The sequence below is a fragment of the Streptomyces sp. NPDC024555 genome (genome assembly GCF_055559335.1).
Genome location: NZ_JBVHKV010000001.1, coordinates 471,172 through 490,481, shown reverse-complemented (window position 1 = coordinate 490,481; position 19,310 = coordinate 471,172). Strand labels below are relative to the sequence as shown.

The window sequence follows — 19,310 nt, the reverse complement described above, 5'->3', positions numbered from 1 at the left end:
GACATTCCCGGGACCTTTCCGTGACACATTGACAGCCGTCGACGGGCGCCTTCATCATTCCCTTATGCCAGAACTCGCGAATCACACCTGGGACGAAGCCTTCGAGGCCGTCATCCGTCCGTTCCTGCCCTATCTCTCGCCGGGCGAGAAACTGTCCGACGATTCCCAGCTCAAGGAACTCGGGCTGGACTCGATGGGCACGATCGAGCTGCTCGCGGCGCTGGAGAGCGCCTATTCCGTGCGCTTCCTCGACGATGCCCTGAAGCTGGAGAATTTCGCCAGCCCGGATATCCTCTGGAATACCCTGATCACCAAGACAGAATCTGCCGCCTGAGAAAGCGCTACCCCGCCCGGCCCGACAGGGAATTCCTTTCCCGGTCGGGCCGGTCTCATGGAGGCGCCACGCGGGACGGCCGTCATAAAAGCCGCCCGAACCCCGCTTCCACCCGGTCGAGCACCGCGCGCACATGAGGCAGGGCGACCGGGTCCGGAGCGGCCAGCGCCTGCTCCTGCTGGGCGGCCGTCTCGCCGTAGAGCATGCTCGTGGCGCACTTGAAGCGCAGCGCGCCGGGCTCGTCGCCGAGGAGGTGCCCGGCCAGGACCACGATCCCGTGGTCGAGCATCCGCCGGGCCAGCGAGGCGGAGTCGGTCACCCCGTGCTTGCCCAGCTCCTCGCGGACCGGCTCGAAGTCGGGGTAGACGTAGAACGCGCCGGTCGGCGGCCGGCAGCGGGCCCCCGCGCCGACGGCGATCCGGTGGACCTCGCGGGCGACGGCGCCGTGCAGCCGGGCGCTGTGGCGCAGCCGTTCGCGGATCTCCTCGGGCTCGCCGAAGGCGTACGCGGCGACCTCCTGCATCGGCCCGGCGAGCGTCGACCAGACCTCGCTGGCCACCGAGACCACCCCGTCGCGCACCGAGGCACCCCACGGGCCGTCCGGGAAGCGGGCCGCGCCGATGCGCCAGCCGCCGAGCGCCAGGCTCTTGCTGAGCCCGGTGCAGACGATGGTGCGCTCGGGCGCCACCTCGGCCGGGCTGAGGTAGCCGGCGTCCGGATCGTGCACGACGTCCCGGTAGATCTCGTCCGAGACGATGACGAGGTCCTCCTCCTCGGCGATCGCGCACAGGGCGCGGATCGTCGGGGGCGGGGCGAGCGTGCCGGTCGGGTTGTCGGGCAGGGTCAGGATCATGACGCGCGGGTCGTGGCCGAGCCGGCGGGCGGCCCGGATGTGCTCGCGCAGCACGGCCGGGTCCGGCACCCCTCCGCACTCCTCGGGGATCGGCACCGCGATCGGCCGTTTGCCGGCCAGCCGGGCCTGCGGGGCGTAGGTGTTCCAGGCCGGGCGCGGCAGCAGCACATCGCCGGGGACGGTGAGCCCGATCGCCATCAGCAGCGGCTTGCTGCCCGGCGCGACGACGATCCGGTCCGGGTCGGTGGGCAGCCGGCGGCGGTCGAAGTACCCGGCGACGGCGGCCCGTACCCCGGGCGAACCGGCCACCGGACCGTAGGCGTTGCGCCGCGCCCCGGCCGCCAGCCGCTCCACCAGCGGGGCGAAGGCGGGCAGCCGCGATTCGCCGAAGCCGAGGTGGACCAGGGGCTCACCGGCGGCCTGCCGTTCGGCGACCAGCTGGTTGAGCGCCAGGTTCGGGGACATGCCGTTGCCGCTCATGACTGCCTCCCCGCCGGGGCGACGGCCCGGCTGCCGAAGAGTTCGGGTTCGCCGGACCGGACCGGGCCGACGACCGCGCGGGCGATGTCCTCGGGCACCGAGTGGTCGAAGCGCAGTTCGTCGAGCCAGGCGGCGTCGGCGTCGTAGTGCGCGAGGAACGGGCGGCCGACCAGCGAGGGATCGCGGGCCTGGAGCATCCGCAGCTGGAGGAACAGCCCCTCGGCCCGCTCCACGACGCCGTCGACGGCGACCTTGCCCGGCGTCGCGGACATCACCGGCCCGCGCACCGTACGGGCGAGGCCCGGCAGGGTCGCGTAGGCGTCGCGGAAGATCTCCGCGGCACGGGCGAGCGGCACCCTGAAGTAGTCGTGCGGACCGGTGTCGCGCTCCACGAACATGTAGTACGGCACGGCCCCGGCGGCGAGTTCGGCCCGCCACATCCGGGCCCACACCCGGGCGTCGTCGTTGACCTTGGCGATCAGCGGGGCCTGGCAGTAGACGAGCGCCCCGGTGGACCGGATGCGGGCGATCGCGCGGCGCGCGAGGTCGGTCTCCAGTTCGCGGGGGTGGCTGAAGTGGGCCATGACGGCGAGGTTGCGCCCGGAGGCGACGACCTTCTCGAAGAGCCGCAGGACGTCGTCCGCGTCGGGGTCGGTGACGTAGCGCTGCGGCCAGTACGCCACGGACTTCGTCCCGATCCGGATGGTCCGCACGCTCTCCAGCGACAGCAGCGGCTCCAGATGGCCGCGCAGCCGCTCGGTGGTCATCACCATCGGGTCGCCGCCGGTGACGAGGACGTCGCCGGCGTCCGGGTGGGCCTCCAGATAGGAGATCAGCCCGCGCGGGTCCGGGGCGGCGAACCGCAGTTCGCTGTCGCCGACGAACTGGGCCCAGCGGAAGCAGTAGGTGCAGTACGCGTGGCAGGTCTGGCCCTGGCTCGGGAAGTAGAGGACCGTCTCGCGGTACTTGTGCTGGAGTCCGGGGATCTCGACGCCGTCGCGGCTGGGGACGTTGAGCGCCTTCTGCCCGGAGGGGTGCGGGTTGAGCCGGCCGCGGATCTGCTGGACGAGGGCGCGCAGGGCGACCTTGGAGGACGGGTCGGCGGAGAGCCGGGCGAGATCGCGCTCGTTCTGTTCGGTCAGCATCCCCTTCTGGGGGAACACCAGCTGGAACATCGGGTCGTCGGGTATCCGGTCCCAGTCGATCAGCTCCGACAGCACATAGGCGTTGACGCGGAACGGCAGCACCATCGACACCAGTCGGACGGTCTCGCGAAGGTCGGCGGGCAGGCCGTGGCGGTCGGCGATCTCGTCGAGCTGCCGTGGTCCGTAGGCGCGGAACCGTGCCGCCTCGGCAGAATCGGTTACCAGCAGGGACATGCGGATATTCCTCCAGCCTGGTGCCCGGCCGTTCGAGCGAGTGCTCGAACACGAAGCGATGCTATGGACGCGAATCGGCCACCGGACCCCAGAACCGACCCCAGCCGAACCCTTAGGTCGCCCCGGTCAACTCCCCTTCTTCATACCTGAGTTCGGGCATGGGGAAGCCGCCCAGGGGCGACGGGGGACGCGTCCCTGGACGGCTGGTCTCGGCCCCGTGAAGGGGTGGGGTGCTACGCCAGTCCGGCGCCGGGCTCCTGGGCCCCGGAGGAGGCGGACGCCCGCACCGCCCGCTCGGCCACCGGCTCCCCGGCGCCGGCGCCCGGCTCGACGGCGTCGGCCCCGGCCGCGGCGGTGGCGTTGTCGTGCTGGACGGAGCGCAGCCCGACGACGGCCACCACGGCCGCCCCGGCCATCACGACGGCCCCGGCCAGCGAAGCGGCGTGCACCTCGGTGGTGAACGCCGACCGCGCCGCGTCGACGAGGTTCCCGCCCGCCTCACCGGGCAGCCGGGCCGCCGCGGCCAGCGCACCGCCGATGGTCTCCCGGGCCTGGTCCAGCGCGGAGGCCGGCACCCCGGCCGGGCCGTCGAGCGCGGAGCTGTTGCGGTAGGCGGAGGCGCCGATGCTGCCGAGAACGGCGACCCCGAGGGCGCCGCCCAGCTCCTGGCAGGTCTGGAGCAGCGCGGACGCGGTCCCGGCGCGCTCCGGCGGCACCTGTCCGACGACCAGCTCGGTGACGAGCGTGAGGACGGGGGTGAGCCCGACGGCGAGCGCGATGATGCCGATGAGGATGAGGACGAGGCCGTCCTCGTCGGGGACCTGGGTGAGCATCAGCAGGGCGACGGTGGCGAGCCCGAAACCGCTCGCGATGATGACCGCGGGCTTCACGGTCCGCACGAGCACGGTCGCGACCGGCACGACCGCGCCGACGGCGATGGTGCCCGGGATCGTCCACAGCGCGGACTTCAGCGCGCTCATGCCGAGGACGGACTGCATGTACTGGGTGGAGAACAGCGAGTACCCGACCAGGGTGAAGCAGGCCAGCATGTTGACGGTGACCGAGGCGCCGAACGCCCGGTTGCGGAACAGCGAGACGTCGACCATCGGGTCGCTGCTGGTGCGCTGACGCCGCAGGAACACCGGGATGATCGCCAGCCCCACCACGATCGCGACGACGTACGTCACCGAGAACCCGTCCACCGCGATCTTCTTGAACCCGTAGATCACCGGCAGCACCACGGCCAGCGACAGCACCGCGCTGATCAGGTCGAACCTTCCGGCCGCCCGGTCCTTGAACTCCGGCAGCAGGAACGGCCCCGCCACCAGCAGGAGCACCATCACGGGCACATTGATGATGAACACCGAGCCCCACCAGAACCCGGCCAGCAGCGCCCCGCTGACCACCGGCCCGAGCGCCGCGCCCGCGGCCATCCCGGTCGACCAGACGGCCAGCGCGGTGCGCCGCTGCGTCTGGTCCGGGAACAGGTTCCGGATCAGCGCCAGCGTGGACGGCATCAGCGTCGCCCCGCCGATGCCCTGGAACGCCCGCGCGCTGATCACCATCTCCGGGCTGTTCGCGTACGCCGCGAGCAGCGAGCCCGCGCCGAACACCACGGCCCCGATCAGCAGCAGCCGCCGGCGCCCGATGCGGTCGCCGAGCGCGCCCATCGTGAGCAGGACCCCCGCCAGGACGAACCCGTAGATGTCGATCATCCACAGCTGCTGCCCGCTGGTCGGCCGCAGGTCCTCGCTGATCGAGGGAATCGCGAAGTACAGGACGGTCAGGTCCATGGAGACGAGCAGCACGGGCAGCAGCAGAACGCCGAGGGCGATCCACTCCTTGCGGCCCGCTCGGGTCTCCGGTCCGTTCGTGTTGTTCTCGCTCGGGGAGCTGGTCATGTGGACGGTCCAATGCTGGGGGGAGGGAACGTACCTACCAGTGAACGGACGTACCCGCGCGTAGGGGCCCGCAGCTCCCGGAATCAGGGGTGCCAACACGGCCGGGAGTAGGGGTGGGATGGGGGTGGGGCGGGGTTGCGGTGGCCCCCGGCCCGCTCGTCGGGCGGGCGCGTGCCCCGATCACCCCCGCGGCGGCCGCCCCACCCCCGTCGCTCGCAGTTCCCGTACGAGGGCGCGGACCCCCGCCGTGCGGGCCAGTTCGGGTGTCGCTGCGTAGCCGATGCGGCGGGTGGGGCGGTCGGGGCCTAGGTCGACGGTTTCGACGGAGGGGGGTGCGTCGCGCAGGGAGAGTTCGGGCATGACGGCCATGCCCCGGCCCTGGGCGACCAGGGCGAGAACGGTTCCGTCGTCCTCGGCGGTGACGGTGGCGGGGGGCAGCCAGTCCTGGGCGGACCACCAGGCGGCGGTGTAGGAGGAGCAGTTCTCCTGCCAGTCGACGAGCGGCAGGGTGCGGGGAGCCGGATGGCCGCGGGGGTGGACCAGGGCGTACGGCTCCTCCAGCAGATCGCCGGTGATCAGCCCCGCCGGCAGGGGCGTGGAGCCGCCGAGCGTCGCGATCGCCAGATCGGCGCGCCCGTCGGCCGCTTCACCGGCCGGGCCGGGCCCGATGTCCCGGACCACCCGGACCTCCGGGACGAGGCCGGGGTGGCGCCGGGTCAGCCGCTCCAGGGCGTCCGGGAGCAGATGGAGGGCCGCGCTGCGGAAGGCGGCCACACGCAGCGGACCGGACAGCGCGGCGCCGGTGGGGCCGTCGGCGCGGACCTCGGCGGCCATCACCTCGTACAGCCGCAGGATCCGGCGGGCGTGCCCGGCGGCGCGCTCACCGGCCGGGGTGGGCACGGCCCCGGTGCGGGCGCGGTCGAAGAGGACCGCGCCGAGCTTGCGCTCCATGGCGCGGACGGCGTGGGAGACGGCGGACTGGGTCAGGCCCAGGGCGGTCCCGGCGGCGGTGAAGCCGCCCTCGTCCCGCACGGACAGCAGAATGCGCAGCTCGGCGGGGGTGAGTTCGGCCATGAGCGCCTTTCATGTCCAGCGGTGGAGCCATGAGCGTTACGGTCTGCCCGAGCCCGGACGTCCTCCGTAGCGTCGTGGCCATGACGATCACAGCACAGGCCGTGCACCAGGTTGCACGCCCCTCCGGATTCCCGTCCCTGTCGGACTTCGCCCTCACCGAGCACGTACTCGACGCCCCGTCGCCCGGCACGGCCCTGGTCGAGAACGTCCTGCTGTCCGTCGACCCCTACATGCGCGAACTGATGGACCAGGCCGGTCTTCCCGGCGGCGAGAGCTGGTGGGATCTGAACGCACCGCTCGAAGGCCGCACCATCGGCCGCGTCCTGACCTCCGCCGACCCGTCCCTCACCCCCGGCGACCTCGTCCTGCACCGCAAGGGCTGGCGCACCCACGCCCTGGTGACGGCCTCGTCCGTACGGGTGCTGCCCCGCTACACCGGTGTCCCCCTCACCGCCCACCTCTCCGTCCTGGGCGGCACCGGCCTCACCGCGTACGTGGCCCTCACCCGCACGCTGCGGCTCCAGCCGGGAGAGGACCTCTTCGTGTCCGCCGCGGCGGGCGGCGTCGGCACGGCCGTGGGCCAGTTCGCCCGGCTGATGGGCGCGGGCCGCCTCGTCGGCAGCGCGGGATCACCGCTGAAGGTCGACCGCCTCGTGAAGGAGCTGGGCTTCGACGCCGCCTTCGACTACCACGACGGCCCGGTCCCCGCCCTGCTCGCCGAGGCGGCCCCGGACGGTCTCGACGCGGCCGTGGAGAACGTCGGCGGCGACCACCTGGAGGCGGCCATCGGCTCCCTGCGCGACTTCGGCCGCATCGCCTGGGTGGGCGCGATCGCCCAGTACCACTCCCTCGGCACACCCCCGCCCGCCCCCCGCAACCTCTTCGACGTGGTCGGAAAGTCCCTCCGCCTCGAAGGCGTCCTGGTCCGCGACCACATGGACGCCCAGCCCCTCCTGGAGGACTTCGCGGTCCCCCACATCCGCTCCGGCGCCCTCGTCCCGCAGGAAACGGTGGTCGACGGCTTCGAGAACATGCCCGCCGCCTTCCTGGGGGCGCTGCGGGGCGACAACGTGGGGAAGATGATCGTCCGCGCGGGGGTGTGACGCCCCCACCGGGGTCCCGGGGCAGGCGGGGATCAACCGCCGAAGGCGTCTCCCCTCACAGCTTCGACGAAGGGCATCCAACTCACCGTGGAGAAGGCCAGTACGGGACCGTGGACAGCCTTGCTGTCCCGCACCGGCACCAGGCCGGCGACACCATCGGCGACCTCGACGCAGTCGCCGCCCTGGCCGCTGTAACTACTCGTGCGCCACGCGGCGCACTCAAATCTACGAGTGCTCATGCCTCTTCGGCCCTTCCTGAAGTCACGCCCGTCACAGCTCGCGATGCGCCCTGGCGATCGCATCCAAACTGTCCTTGGGACTCAGCGCGATGGAGCGCAAGGAGTCGAAGATCAGCGTATATTCGCTCGTTTCCTCCGGCCTCTCCATGTACAGCGTCCCGGTCCGGTGCTCCACGCACACCACGTCGGAGAACGATGACGCGGGAAAGCCGAAGAGGACGAACGACCCGGCCAGCCCCGCATGAGCCCCCGCCCGGTCGGGAATGACCTGGACCTCGATGTTCGGACGCTCCGCCATCGTCGCAAGGTGTTCAAGCTGCTGACGCATCACGGACGCCCCACCCACCTGCAGCCGGAGCGCAGCCTCACCCTCGATCACGCAAAGCCTTGGTGGCTCAGCCCTCTCCAGTACTTCCTGACGCTTCATCCGGGCCGTCACCAGGGCGTCGACCTCGTCCTGCCCCAGCGTGGAAGGCGACGCCGACAGCACGGCTCTCGCATAGTCCGGGGTCTGCAGCAGTCCGGCAACCAAGCTGTTCTGGAAGGAGCGCACGTAGTCGGCCGTGCGCTCGTAGTCGATGAAGTCCGTGTACGAGGGACGCGCGAGCCCCGCACGCTGGACCCAACCGGGTTCCCGGCTCCGCCGCGCGAGGGCGACGGCTTCATCCACCTGCGCCGAGTCCTCGACCCCGTAGAACCGCAGCAAGTCACGCAGTTCACCGAGCGAGATGCCCAGACGCGCGTTCTCGATCCGGTTGATCTTCGTGCGATGGCATCCGATGCGTTCAGCGGCCATCTCCGGGGTCTTGCCGGCCTGCTCACGCAGCCCCACAAGCAGCGCGGCGAGCCGCCGCCGTCGGACGGTTGGGCGTGAAGCGGGCATAACTCCCCCTCGGTCCGGCGTAGATGGCGAGTGTAGCCACCAGTAAAGATCATGGAACAAGTTCCAAAGAGTCGCTTGCGGAATGCGCACACACGGAGGACTCCTACCTCAAGGTCACGCAGCGTCCCCACGTGCGGCGCTGCGTAACCACCGCTGCGCCAGCGCGCGCAGGAAAGTGCCCCCGCGACCGCTGGCACGGTCCGGGGGCATGGTCAACGCTTCGAAGGAGCGTCAACATGCTGAATTCTATGCGCCGGGCATTAGCCCGAGTGTTCGGACGGCCAATCCCCCGCGTCCCCCACGGCAACGTCCCCAGCCCGACCACGGGGCCGGGGTCGGAACCACCCGCCCGCCGCCTCCTGATCAGCCGGACCGCACCCCTCTCGCTCCCCCAACCACGCCCGACCGAAGGCCCGTTCTCGTACGCGGCCTACGGCCGTTGGGAACGGGCCGAGAAGCGGTGGCACCGGGAACGACGGCGGGCACGTCGCTCGGCACGGCAGGGGATCACCGCCGGGCCGAGCGTGGTGTACGGCGTGGTGATGCGCTGATGAGCACCGTTTCGGAGGCGGCGGTGATCCGGCGCTGGAGCCGACACCCGCGCTGCGTCGGCCGAGCACGTGCCGAACTGCGTGCCGCGCTGGAGAGTTGGGGGCTGACCCCCTTGACCGACTCCGCGATGCTGGTGCTGTCGGAGCTGCTGACGAACGCCGGTCGGCATGCGCGGGTCTCGCCCGGCCGGGAGATCGAGACCCGCTTCGTCCCGGTGCAGGACGGTCTCCGCATCGAGGTCCACGACGCCTCGGAGATGCCACCGGAGGAACGGAAACCGGACGTGGACGCGTGTGAGGGCAGGGGCCTCCTGCTCGTGCGTGCGCTCTCGGACGCCTGGGGATTCGGCGAACGCAACGGCCCCGGCAAGGTCGTCTGGGCGGAACTGCGGCTCGGCCCGTCGCCCGGGAGCGGTGATGACGGCGACGGCATGCCATAGATCTCGGGCCTGGGCCGCCGCAACGCGACGAGCCGGGTGACCCACCGCACCGGTCGGGCGGACCGTAGCCCCATTGACGCGTCTCGCGGTTTCGGGGGCTGCCCGACCGGTGTGCGTGCGGTCGGGCGAGGCACAGAACGTCGAGGGCGACCCACGACTTGGGGTGGGTCGCTGCCCTCGCCTGGCCGGAAATCGGTGCCCGGCGTTGCGGCACCTGTGATCCTGGTTACCTTCGACGCGACTGAATGGAGATCCGTCATGACGCGGCCCTGGGAACCCGATCCTTCCTCACCGCCGGTCCGCCGTCTGGGCAGATCTCCCGCCGAGCTCGGAACCACGGGCGGCGAGCAGGGATGCCCGGACATCTGGGAACTGGAGAACGGTGACATCGCCGTCGTCGGCCGCGACCTCACCGACTCCTACCTGCCCGCCCTCCCCCCGGGCCTCACCATCGGCCCCGGCGAACGGATCGTGGTCATCCCCCGCCGGACCGCGGCCGCCGCGAAGACAGACCTTCCCGATGCTTAACCCACGGCCGGAGGGGCCGGGCCTTCGCCTCGGGCTCGACGACTACACCGAGGACTTCGGGCGCCACTTCTGGCACTCCGGCTCCGAGGGGTTCTGGAAGCTCGAACGCCAGCAGACCTTCCGGGAACCCGGGGTGGAGAGCTGGGAAGCCTTCCACGCCGGGCACTGGGACGAGTCCCTGGCGCTGCTCGAAGGACAGCGGGGACATTACGAGGAGTACTTCCGGCGCATCGCTGCCAGTGGATTCGCCCTCCACCGCGTCCGCTGCGTGGAAGAACCCGTCTCGCCGTACCTCCAGTGGGAACTCCATCTGCTGCACCTGAAGGCCCAGTATGGGGAGGACACGAGAGTTCTCGGCGACAACGGAATCCGCCCGTACGAAACGCCGCGCCCACTTCCGGAGATCGTCGTCCTCGGATCCTCGGTGATGTACGAGGTGCTCTACGACGAGGACGGGGAACTCGCCGGTGCTGTCCGCTTCGACGATCCGGACGACATCCTCCGGTGCCGGCAGGCGATCCAGGAGATGCATCGGGCCGGTGAGCCGTTGGGGGACTTCTTCAGCCGCCGGGTCGCCGGAATGCCTCCTCCGGCCGTTCCCTGACCCGAACCCCGAACGGTCGCCCCGGAACACCGGTGGAGTGCCGGTCACCGGGGCGTGAGACATCCCGGCTCATGCCGGTCACACCACAAGGGCTGCACATGCGCATCATCCTCATCTCGTACTCCGCACAGGGATTCGCCCTCCTCCACCGTGTGTGCGAGCAGGCCGGGCACACGCCCGTCGCCTACCTGCACGCACGGTCGCTGCGGCCGGGCGAGCCGACACGTCAAGGTGCGGGCGATGTCGTCGGCGAGATCGTCGATGCACTGCCGGACGGGATGGACCTGCTGATTCCGGGGCGGAAGGGCATGCTGCCGCACATCGTCGCGGGGTATCAGGCCGATCTCGTCGTCTGCTACGGATTCCCCTGGAAGCTGCCGTCGACGGTGCTCCGGGCCACGGCTCTGGGTGCCATCAATGTGCACACGTCGATGCTTCCGAAGTACCGGGGCCCCCTCCCGGTGAACTGGGCGATCAGGAACGGCGACAAGGAGATCGGCGTCAGCATCCACTGGATGGACAGCACCTTCGACTCCGGCGGGATCCTGGCCCAGGAGGCAGGGATCGTGTTGGGCGACGACGTCGTCCCCCGGTTGCTGTGGGAAGAGGTCGACCGATCCATCGAGCGCCTTCTGCCCGTCGCGCTCTCACAGGCCGTGACCGGACTCCCCGGTGCGCCCCAGGACGAGGATGCGGCCACCTACGCGGGTTGGATGGAACCCGAGTTCTCGCAGATCGACTGGAGCGCCCCGAGGGCTGACGTCCACAACCAGGTGCGCGCCGTCCGGTTCGGCAGTTCGGGGCGATCCGGACCGGTGGCCGGGGTCGCCGGCCACCGGCTGCGAGTTCTGCGCACATCGCTGCGGCCGGCGGAGGGGATCGAGGTGATGTGCGCAGACGGTCCCTTGTGGATCACGGAGTCCGCACCGGTGGCGGACTCGGACTCCTGAACGGCGCCGGGCCACCGGGTGTCAGGTCGCGCCGTCCTGCGTGGTCTCCGCCAGGGAGCGCCGGTACCGCCCGAGCTTGTCCCGGATCGCCCTCGTCCACGGATGATCCGGGCCCAGGACCTGCTCGCGCCACTCCCTGACGACCTCCGCCTCTTCGATGGCTTCCCGGTTCTCGCCGACCGCGTGCAGAGCGCTGCTGAGCAGGCTCCGTGCCGCCATCGTGATGGGGTAGCCGGCGCCGAACCGGTGCTCGTGCGCCGCCAGCGCACGGCGGGCCGACCGCAGTGCCTCGGCATGCCTTCCAGTGTTGAGCAGCGCTCCAGCGCAGTTGAGGTCGGCCGACAGGGTGATCGGGTGGTCAGGGCCCAGCTCGCGGCGGCAGTCCGCGACCAAGTCCGGTCCGGTGAGCACCTCACGGTCCAGATCCAGCCCTGGGGGCAGTTCGAGCAGACACGTTCTCGCCTCCAGCGTCAACGGGTGCCATGGCCCCAGCAGCGCGGTTCTCCCTTCCACCGCACGGTGCATCAGCTGCAGCGCCTCCGTCAGGTGGCCGAGCCAGACCAGTGGACGGGACAGGTGGAGGCAGGTGGTCAGGGTGTCGGGTGCTTCGGGACCCGACACCCGTTCGAGGTCTCCGAGCAGCGCACGGTGGAGATTCGCGGCCTCCTCAAGGCGCCCGAGACGATCGGTCGCCTTCCCGATCCGCTGACGCAGGCGCAGCACCAGCAGGTGATCGTCTCCCAGCCGTCGTCGTGCGAGAGCCGTCGCCTGCCGGGCCGCGTCCAGCGCAGAGGCGTAATCGCCGGATCGGTGCTGGGCCGTCACCAGGCGCAGGGCACAGGTCACCGCGGACTCGGCGGTGCTGTCGGTGGCCTCGGGACAGTTGGTGACTCGGCGGAGCAGCGCCAGGACGTGCGGCGCGAGGGGGGTGAGCAGACTGTCACGCAGGCCGCGTTCCGGTGCCGCGGGCAGGGCGTGCAGGAGGAGTGCGGCCGCCGCGGAGGTGAGTTGGTCGCGTTCGTCGGCCGGAATGGCGCGTGCGACGCTGTCGAGCAGTACTCCGTGTGTGCGCAGGCAGCGGATGTCGCCGGGGACGAGTTCGGTGAGCGAGTGATCGAGCAGCCCTCGGAGCGCCAGCTCCACCCGGCCGGCGGGCAGTGGCAGGTTGCCTCCGCCGTGGGCCAGTAGCGACAGGGGCAGCGGGTCGTTGGACCAGCAGGCCAGCAGGCGCAGCAGGGTGACGGCCTCGGGCAGGTTCTGTCCGGCCAGGGAGTTCAGCGAAAGCTGCCACGTTCCGCTGACCAGGTGACGTGAGTCGTCGCCCGTGTCGGTGGCTCCCTGGTCGATCAACTCGATGGGGTCCGGGCGCTCTCGCAGGTGGCGCCCGTACTCCTCCATCGTCCAGGGGACAATCACCTGATGCGCCAGGAATCCGCCGGCCAGGGTCAGGGCGAGCGGCAGGCGGCCGAGGCTGTCGGCGATGGCGGCCGCATCCTCAGCGGAGCCCGTTCCCGGGGCGAGGTCACTCAGCACCTGCGCGGCCTCCTCGCGGGGCAGCACATCCACGTACAGAAGCTCGGCTGCGGGCCACCAGTGGCCGGCCGCCTGCCGTGTGGTCACGAGAACGGTTCCGCGCGGGCTGGTGCGCAGCCACCCGCCGTCCCGCAGCACCGCCGGGTCATCGGCGTTGTCCAGCACCAGCAGCCACGGCACGTCGGACCGGTCGAGACAGTCCCAGACCAGATCCGCGGCCGCGCGCAAACCGTTGCGCGCAGCCATCAGCTCGCCGTCCCCGGCGCCGCGGTCGGCGGCCACAGCGAGCATCCCGGCCCGCAGGGATGCCTGGTCGGAGGCGTTGACCCACAGGCCCAGACGTCCGCGTTCACGGGTGGCGTACGCGAAGAGTGCGCAGGCCACGGCCGTCTTCCCGCAGCCGCCCAGTCCGTGCAGGACGAACACGGTGCCTCCGGCGTCGTCGGCCACCGCCTCCCTGAGGCGCCCGACGAGTTCGGAGCGATCCCTGAGGATCGCGGGGGCCCGGCCGATGGGCGGGTGCCTCACCGAGTCCGGGCCGGTCCAGGCGACGCTGTGGTGGTGGTGCTCGGTGATGTGCTGGTCTCCGGAAGCCTGGTAGACCCGCGCCTGATCAGCGGCCCGACCGTCGTTGCGCCCGGTCACCGCTGGTCGATGTTCAGGTCGCGGCCGGCCTGGTACACGCGGGAGCTGCCGGAGGCGGTCGCACGTTGGGTGACGGCCGGTGGGACGGATGTGCCGGGATCCAGCTCGGTCAGCAGGGAGCGCAGTTCCGCCACCAGTTCGGGATGGGCGACGAGCAGGCGGCGCATGCGGCCCTGCCACTCCGCCGCGACCTCCCGCCCGGTCTCCTCGTCCCCGTCGTGCTGCGCGCCCAGCAGGTCCCGTCGCGACGCGTCGAGTTGGGCGGCGACCTGCTCCTCATGGTCCGGCCGGACACGCCGCCACAGCGTGATCACGCCGTTCCGCACGCCGTTCCAGGTGTCGGTCGCCAGCAGCGCCGCAATCGTCGTCCCGGCGGTGCCTGCTAAAAGGGTGATCTCCGCGTCCATCCTTCGTCCTCCCTCGCTCCGGCCCGGAATTCCACTCTAGGGAGCCGTGACGGTGGCGGTACACCGGGCGGGAGAGTGAACACCGCACGGTCGGACAGGCCGCCGAGGCGGGGCGGAAGCGCCCCCGGCTTCGGGGTCCGCCCCGCCGGTGCGGGCGCCACGGCGTCTCGGCCGGGCCGGTTGTCAGACCCTTCTGGGAGGCTGCACGGATGGAGATGACCGTGCAGCTGACCATCGATTGTGCCGACCCGCAGCGAATGGTGGCCTTCTGGGCCGAGGCACTGGACTACGTCCCCGAGCCCCCGCCCGCCGGCCACGCCACCTGGCGCGCCTACTGGCAGGACATGGGCGTGCCCGCCGAGGAGCTGCCGCCCGGCACCGGCGACCTCCCCGAGTCCATCGTCGACCCCGCCGGCCACGGACCCCGGATCTGGTTCCAGCAGGTCCCCGAGGCCAAGACCGTCAAGAACCGCTCGCACTTGGACCTCAAGGTCGGCGGCGGCCGCGACGTCCCCCTCGATGTCCGCACCGAACGCGTCAGAACCATGGCCGCCCGGCTCGTCAAGGCCGGTGCCACCGTCGTCGAGTTCCGGGACGAGCGGGAGATGGGCTTCTTCGCGGCGGCGATGCGGGATCCGGAGGGGAACGAGTTCGACGTGGTGTGAGGGCGGGGCAGATCGGGGGCCGAGGAGATCAGAGAACCTCGATGGCGCCCGGCGGAACCGGGCCTTCGCCTGCGTAGGAACTGCCTCGTGAGGCCGCTGGAGCGTCATCCTCCGAGAGCGTCAGCGTGGGCCACGCGGCGTCCAGGGTGGCGTCGTCCAGGCGGAGCGCGAGACGGTCGAGGACCAGAGCGACGACGGGGCTCATTCCGGAGCCGTCCTCGGCGGCCAGGGCCTCCTGGATGCCGTCCCACCACTCGCTGGGGCCCTCGGGACGGGAACTCGGCATGTCGGGCTCGAAGTTCTCCACACACGCGCCGTCCCGCCAGTGCTGGAACACGGCGAGGCCGTCGGTGGACAGGACGCTGTAGGTCTCGGTCCCCCGGGACAAGGCGGCGAGGGGTTCCGGCCAGGACCCGATCACTCCGTCCTCCTCGACGCAGAAGGACCAGTCGCCGAGCCTGCCGGACCTGAGCAGCGACACCGCTTCGGCTTCTGCCTCACCGGTGAGCAGGTCGGATGCCTTCTCCGCGTCCAGCGAGCGGGCGTGGGCCGGGTCGGCACCGTAGCGGGCGAACACCTCGGCGGGCTCCAGGCCCCGGGTGAAGGTGACACACATCAGATCCGCCGCCCAGGTCATCTCGTTCACTGCTCTGCCCCGCCCCATTCCGGACTCTGCCCGCCGGATCGTATCCGGATGGTCCCCCGCGAGACAGTGAAGCGCCGGAATCGACCTCGGGCCCGCGTCTGTGCGTGACCCTCGTCGCCCCCGCCATGGCCCCAGTGCGGCACAGAAGGCTGCCCCCATCACCCCGCAGCGTGGCATACTCGAAGTATGGCGACGAGGAAAATCACTATCACCGTGCCGGACGAGCTGGTGGAGTCGATCAAGGAGCGCGTCGACGCTCGTGGGGTGTCCGCCTACATCGCGGCTGCCGCGGCTCACCAGGATGCGATGGACCGGCTGCGCGAACTGGCCGACCGCCTGGAGGAGGAGCACGGTGCCGTGACGGACGCCGAGCAGCAGGCGGCCCTGGACCGCGTCGCGGCCATCGATGCCTGGCACGACGAGCAGCACCGGACCGCAGGCGAAGCGGCGTGAGCCGAACCGGGCGGGCCAAGACGCTCCGGCCTCGGCAGCGCGTCTTCGTGTTCGACTCCGAGGCGCTCTCCAAGGCCGTCCTGGGCGACCGGGACATGACCGCACTGCTCAAGGCGGCCCCCGGGCTCGACATCCCCGTCATCACCTCGGCGCTCACCACCTTGGAGGCATGGAACCCGCGCGAGGGGGCGAAGCAGACACTGTGGAACTGGACGCTCTCCCGGATCCGTGTCGTGCACACGGATGACCACATCATCGCGATGGCCCGCGACATGCTGAGAACGGCCGGTCTGCATGGGCACAAGTACGCCATCGACGCCGTCCTGGCGGCCGTCGCCGGCCGAGAAGCCGTTCAAGGGGCCGAGGCCACGGTCTTCACCTCGGACACGGATGACATGAATCAGCTTCTCGCGGGCCATCGCGTCCACGTTCAGAGGGTCTGAGGGGAAGCCCGCCCCACGGGCCCACGGGCCCACGGGCCCACGGGCCCACGAGCGAACGGAAGGTGACGTGCTTCCCCACGTCCACCGCATCACCCAGTACGACCCCGCCGACCGCGACGCGACCGGCAGTTACACCGGCACCGTCGAGGCGGTGAGCGATCACGGTCCCGTCGAGGCGGCGTACCTGCGCGCGGTCGCCGCGTTCGCGGAGGAGTCCGGGGTCGACCGGCTGGAGATCCGGGAGCCGCAGATCGCGTCGGGGGTGGCCGAGTTCGGGGCGGAGCCCGCCGTGGAGGGACACGGGCTGGCGGGGCTCTTCCCCGCCGGCCTCGCGGGCTTTCACGACGGGGCGGTCGTCCCGCTCGGCGTCGGCCTGGAGCTGGTCCGGGCGATGCTGCGGGACAACGGGGCGTGGTGCCGGCTCGAAGTGTGGAGGGGCGGTTCGCGGTCCATGTGGGGTGGGACCAGTACGTGTACGTCGGCAGCAGCGGGCCCTGCGAGGAGGCGGTGGCCCGCACCCGTTCCTTCGGTCTGTTCCCGGAACGGATCGACGCCTCCCCGTACGACATCGCCCACGACGCGGAACCGGGCGAACAGCGGCCCGCGGACGATGCCTTCTGGGAGCGGGTGGGCTGGTGCGTGGAGATCGGGCAGGCCGGGATGCTGGAGGAGGCGTACATCGGCAACGCCACCCGCTGGCACCGGCTCCGCGCGGACGGGCTCGACGAGGTCCGGGCCGGGCTGGCTCCCCGCGCACAGCTGGCGGTCTGGCCGGAGCTGTCGGAGGATGTCGCCGGTGTGCTCGCGGGCCTTCCCGAGGAGGGGCTGATCGAACTCGTCTCCGAGGACGCGGAGGGGCGCATCACGAGCACCGTGGCCGATGAGACCCGGTTCGCGGAGATCAGGGCTCAGGCGGCGGTGGCCCGCGCCGCAGCGGTGCTCTCCATGGACGCGGACGAACGCCGGCCCCTCCTCACCGCCGTCCTGCCCGACAGCGATGGCGTCCTGCGGGCCCGCTGGCGTACCGAGCCGACGCCGAGCGATCGCCACTGGGCCCTGCTCAAGACCCTGCGCCCGGGTCAGGTCGTCACCGGGACGGTGGCCGAGATCCCCCCGTTCGGCGTCACGTTCGTGGACATCGGCGGCTTCTACGCGATGATCAACGTCCCCGAGCTCTCCTGGCGGCACGTCGCCGCCGTCACCGACGTCGTCACCGTCGGCCAGACCGTCACGGCGGAGATCCTCGGTGTCGACATGATCGACGAGCGCGTACACCTGTCCCTCAAGGCACTCCAGCCTGACCCGATGCAGGACCTCGTCCACCAGGTCGGCCGCGTCGTCACCGGCCTCGTCACCGAGCTCGTCCCGTTCGGCGCCTTCGTCCGCATCGAGGACCGCGAGGACGGCCTCGAAGGGCTCGTCCACCTCAGCGAACTGGCCGACACCCCGGTGGAGAAGCCCGAGGACGTCGTCCGGGTCGGCCAGTTGCTCACCGTCGTCATCCTCCTCGTGGAACCCGAACGGCGCCGGATCGCTCTGTCGCACAAGCAGGCGCTGTAGGCACTGCCCTCAGCAGGGGGGGGTTGGGCCGACGGGCCCGCGCTCACCCCTCCTCCGCCGCCCGCGCCGCCAGTGCGCGGCGGTCCGTCTTGCCGTTGGGGGTGAGGGGGAGGGAGGGGACGAGGGCGACCTTGCGGGGGATCATGTAGTCGGGGAGGGTCTGGCGGCAGAAGGCGCTGAGGGCCGTGGGTTCGGCGGTGAAGGCGCGGCCGGGGACGACGTAGGCGTAGAGCTCGGGGTCCTGGCCGGGGCGGGGGCGGACGACGACGGCGGCGGCCTCGGTGTCGGGGAATTCGAGGAGGCGGCGTTCGATCTCGCCGAGTTCGACGCGGTTGCCGCGCATCTTGACCTGGAGGTCGGAGCGGCCGACGAAGTACAGCTCGCCGTTCTCGCCCCGGTAGGCGAGGTCGCTGGATTTGTAGACGAGCTGGCCGGTGCGGGGGTCGAGGGGGTCGGGGACGAGGACGGAGCGGGTGGCTTCGAGGTCGTCCCAGTAGCCGGTGAAGAGGGAGGGGCCGCGGAGGTGGATCTCGCCGATCTCGCCGGGCTGTTCGACGGGGCGGCCCTCGTCGTCGATGAGGAGCATTTCGGCGCCGGGGTAGGCGAAGCCGATGGAGAGCTTGTCGACGGTCTCGGGGAGCGGGTCGGGGACGTCGGTGAGGGAGAAGGCCATGGCCTCGGTGGGGCCGAAGCAGTTGACCACCCGGACCGGGCCGAGGAGCTGTTGCAGCTGGCGGAGTTCGGGGAGGGGGAAGGCCTCGCCGGAGAAGAGGACGCCGCGGACCTGGCCGGCGAGGGCGGCGAGGCCGGCGGCCTCGTGGCGCAGGACGGGGCGCCAGATGGACGGGACGCCGTCGACCTGGGTGGCGCCCGTGTCGGCGAGGAAGCGGAGGAACCGGCGGGGCCAGTGCATGAGTTCGCGGGGTACGGGGATGAGCTGGGCGCCCGAGCCCAGCGCGAGTCCGATGTCGAGCAGCGCGAAGTCGAACTGGAGGGGCGAGGTCGTCGCGAGGCGGTCCTGGGGGCCGACGATGCCGTGCCGGAGCATGCCCCGGTAGAAGGACAGGACGCCCCGGTGGCTCATCACGACGCCCTTGGGGCGGCCCGTGGTCCCCGAGGTGAAGATCATGTACGCGGCGTCGGTGGTGACCGGCTCGCGGCGGTGCCGGGTGCGGGGCGCGGGCGCCCGTTCCACGGTCACGCCGTCCGGGCCGAAGCGGGCCGTGCCGACGGTGTCCGGGACGCCCGCGCGGGTGCCCTTCACCGTCTGGAGGTGCAGGGCCGGTTCCGCCGTGTCGACGATGGTCCGCAGCCGGGCGTCGGGGACGTCCGGGCTCACCGGGACGAAGGTGAGCCCGAGCATCGAGCAGGCCAGCAGCGCGGCCACCGCGGCGGCCGAGTTGTCGGACTCCAGGACGACGCGGTCGCCGATGTCCAGGCCGAGCGCGTCCAGCGTCACCGCGTAGTCGTGGGCCCTGCGCTCCAGTTCGCGGTAGCTGAGCACCCGGTGCGTGCCGTCCTCGGCGGCCTCCCAGGCGGCCGGGGAGTCGGGTGCGGTGCGGGCCGCGGCCAGCATGAACTCATGGATCCGCTCGGCCGGGGCGCCCAGCGCCGCCGGGTGCCGCGTACTCAGGCTCAT

Annotated in this window: 20 protein-coding genes; 10 read left to right on the top strand and 10 right to left on the bottom strand. The window is 71.5% G+C overall.

The window, feature by feature from the left end; translation table 11 throughout:
* Positions 1 to 64: 64 nt before the first annotated feature.
* Complete coding sequence (locus tag ACZ4FH_RS02000; RefSeq protein ID WP_467301622.1) at positions 65 to 334, top strand: phosphopantetheine-binding protein; 270 nt, start codon at positions 65 to 67, stop codon at positions 332 to 334.
* 82 nt (positions 335 to 416) lie between these two features.
* Here the strand turns inward: ACZ4FH_RS02000 and ACZ4FH_RS01995 are convergent, their stop codons facing one another.
* The 4 genes from ACZ4FH_RS01995 to ACZ4FH_RS01980 form a co-directional block, all read right to left on the bottom strand.
* A complete protein-coding gene (locus tag ACZ4FH_RS01995; protein WP_467301621.1) occupies positions 417 to 1,667 on the bottom strand; it encodes a pyridoxal phosphate-dependent aminotransferase in 1,251 nt (416 codons plus the stop codon).
* A complete protein-coding gene (locus ACZ4FH_RS01990; RefSeq protein ID WP_467301620.1) occupies positions 1,664 to 3,046 on the bottom strand; it encodes a KamA family radical SAM protein in 1,383 nt (460 codons plus the stop codon). Before ACZ4FH_RS01990 ends, ACZ4FH_RS01995 begins: the two co-directional genes overlap by 4 nt.
* A gap of 233 nt (positions 3,047 to 3,279) precedes the next feature.
* A complete protein-coding gene (locus ACZ4FH_RS01985; protein WP_467301619.1) occupies positions 3,280 to 4,947 on the bottom strand; it encodes an MFS transporter in 1,668 nt (555 codons plus the stop codon).
* Between the two features lie 180 nt (positions 4,948 to 5,127).
* Positions 5,128 to 6,021: a LysR family transcriptional regulator gene (locus tag ACZ4FH_RS01980; protein WP_467301618.1), complete on the bottom strand. Its 894-nt coding sequence runs from the start codon at positions 6,019 to 6,021 to the stop codon at positions 5,128 to 5,130.
* Between the two features lie 80 nt (positions 6,022 to 6,101).
* Here ACZ4FH_RS01980 and ACZ4FH_RS01975 point away from each other — a divergent pair, with 80 nt between their 5' ends.
* Positions 6,102 to 7,124, top strand: a complete 1,023-nt coding sequence (locus ACZ4FH_RS01975) for an NADP-dependent oxidoreductase (protein ID WP_467301617.1) — start codon at positions 6,102 to 6,104, stop codon at positions 7,122 to 7,124.
* Between the two features lie 32 nt (positions 7,125 to 7,156).
* Here the strand turns inward: ACZ4FH_RS01975 and ACZ4FH_RS01970 are convergent, their stop codons facing one another.
* A complete protein-coding gene (locus ACZ4FH_RS01970; protein WP_467301616.1) occupies positions 7,157 to 7,363 on the bottom strand; it encodes a DUF397 domain-containing protein in 207 nt (68 codons plus the stop codon).
* A gap of 31 nt (positions 7,364 to 7,394) precedes the next feature.
* On the bottom strand, positions 7,395 to 8,246 hold the full coding sequence (locus ACZ4FH_RS01965) for a helix-turn-helix domain-containing protein (protein WP_467301615.1): 852 nt from the start codon (positions 8,244 to 8,246) through the stop codon (positions 7,395 to 7,397).
* Between the two features lie 550 nt (positions 8,247 to 8,796).
* Between ACZ4FH_RS01965 and ACZ4FH_RS01960 the strand changes: the two genes are divergently transcribed.
* The 4 genes from ACZ4FH_RS01960 to ACZ4FH_RS01945 all read left to right on the top strand — a co-directional run bounded on the left by ACZ4FH_RS01960 (position 8,797) and on the right by ACZ4FH_RS01945 (position 11,319).
* On the top strand, positions 8,797 to 9,237 hold the full coding sequence (locus ACZ4FH_RS01960) for an ATP-binding protein (RefSeq protein WP_467301614.1): 441 nt from the start codon (positions 8,797 to 8,799) through the stop codon (positions 9,235 to 9,237).
* Between the two features lie 258 nt (positions 9,238 to 9,495).
* Positions 9,496 to 9,765 (top strand): hypothetical protein, encoded by a 270-nt coding sequence (locus tag ACZ4FH_RS01955; protein ID WP_467301613.1) that lies wholly within the window; start codon positions 9,496 to 9,498, stop codon positions 9,763 to 9,765.
* Positions 9,758 to 10,369 (top strand): DUF6879 family protein, encoded by a 612-nt coding sequence (locus ACZ4FH_RS01950; RefSeq protein ID WP_467301612.1) that lies wholly within the window; start codon positions 9,758 to 9,760, stop codon positions 10,367 to 10,369. Before ACZ4FH_RS01955 ends, ACZ4FH_RS01950 begins: the two co-directional genes overlap by 8 nt.
* A gap of 98 nt (positions 10,370 to 10,467) precedes the next feature.
* Entirely contained in the window at positions 10,468 to 11,319 is an 852-nt protein-coding gene (locus ACZ4FH_RS01945; RefSeq protein ID WP_467301611.1) for a methionyl-tRNA formyltransferase, read from the top strand.
* Positions 11,320 to 11,340: 21 nt separating this feature from the next.
* On the opposite strand, the gene ACZ4FH_RS01940 is transcribed toward ACZ4FH_RS01945, so the two are convergent.
* Entirely contained in the window at positions 11,341 to 13,497 is a 2,157-nt protein-coding gene (locus ACZ4FH_RS01940; protein ID WP_467301610.1) for a tetratricopeptide repeat protein, read from the bottom strand.
* Positions 13,494 to 13,904, bottom strand: coding sequence for a hypothetical protein (locus tag ACZ4FH_RS01935; protein WP_383631697.1), 411 nt, complete (start codon positions 13,902 to 13,904; stop codon positions 13,494 to 13,496). The genes ACZ4FH_RS01940 and ACZ4FH_RS01935 overlap by 4 nt, the downstream gene beginning before the upstream one ends.
* Before the next feature lie 209 nt (positions 13,905 to 14,113).
* On the opposite strand from ACZ4FH_RS01935, the gene ACZ4FH_RS01930 reads away from it, so the two are divergent.
* Positions 14,114 to 14,569, top strand: a complete 456-nt coding sequence (locus ACZ4FH_RS01930) for a VOC family protein (protein WP_467301609.1) — start codon at positions 14,114 to 14,116, stop codon at positions 14,567 to 14,569.
* A 28-nt stretch (positions 14,570 to 14,597) separates the two neighbouring features.
* Here ACZ4FH_RS01930 and ACZ4FH_RS01925 read toward each other — a convergent pair whose 3' ends face one another.
* The gene (locus ACZ4FH_RS01925; RefSeq protein WP_467301733.1) at positions 14,598 to 15,206 is read right to left on the bottom strand and encodes a DUF6461 domain-containing protein; all 609 of its coding nucleotides are present in this window, start codon (positions 15,204 to 15,206) and stop codon (positions 14,598 to 14,600) included.
* Between the two features lie 195 nt (positions 15,207 to 15,401).
* Between ACZ4FH_RS01925 and ACZ4FH_RS01920 the strand changes: the two genes are divergently transcribed.
* From ACZ4FH_RS01920 to ACZ4FH_RS01910, 3 genes are all read left to right on the top strand, one after another.
* Positions 15,402 to 15,668: a hypothetical protein gene (locus tag ACZ4FH_RS01920; RefSeq protein ID WP_467301608.1), complete on the top strand. Its 267-nt coding sequence runs from the start codon at positions 15,402 to 15,404 to the stop codon at positions 15,666 to 15,668.
* Positions 15,665 to 16,111 (top strand): hypothetical protein, encoded by a 447-nt coding sequence (locus ACZ4FH_RS01915; RefSeq protein ID WP_467301607.1) that lies wholly within the window; start codon positions 15,665 to 15,667, stop codon positions 16,109 to 16,111. Before ACZ4FH_RS01920 ends, ACZ4FH_RS01915 begins: the two co-directional genes overlap by 4 nt.
* A 414-nt stretch (positions 16,112 to 16,525) precedes the next feature.
* Positions 16,526 to 17,671, top strand: coding sequence for a S1 RNA-binding domain-containing protein (locus ACZ4FH_RS01910; RefSeq protein WP_467301606.1), 1,146 nt, complete (start codon positions 16,526 to 16,528; stop codon positions 17,669 to 17,671).
* A gap of 43 nt (positions 17,672 to 17,714) precedes the next feature.
* Here ACZ4FH_RS01910 and ACZ4FH_RS01905 read toward each other — a convergent pair whose 3' ends face one another.
* Complete coding sequence (locus tag ACZ4FH_RS01905) at positions 17,715 to 19,310, bottom strand: AMP-binding protein (RefSeq protein ID WP_467301605.1); 1,596 nt, start codon at positions 19,308 to 19,310, stop codon at positions 17,715 to 17,717.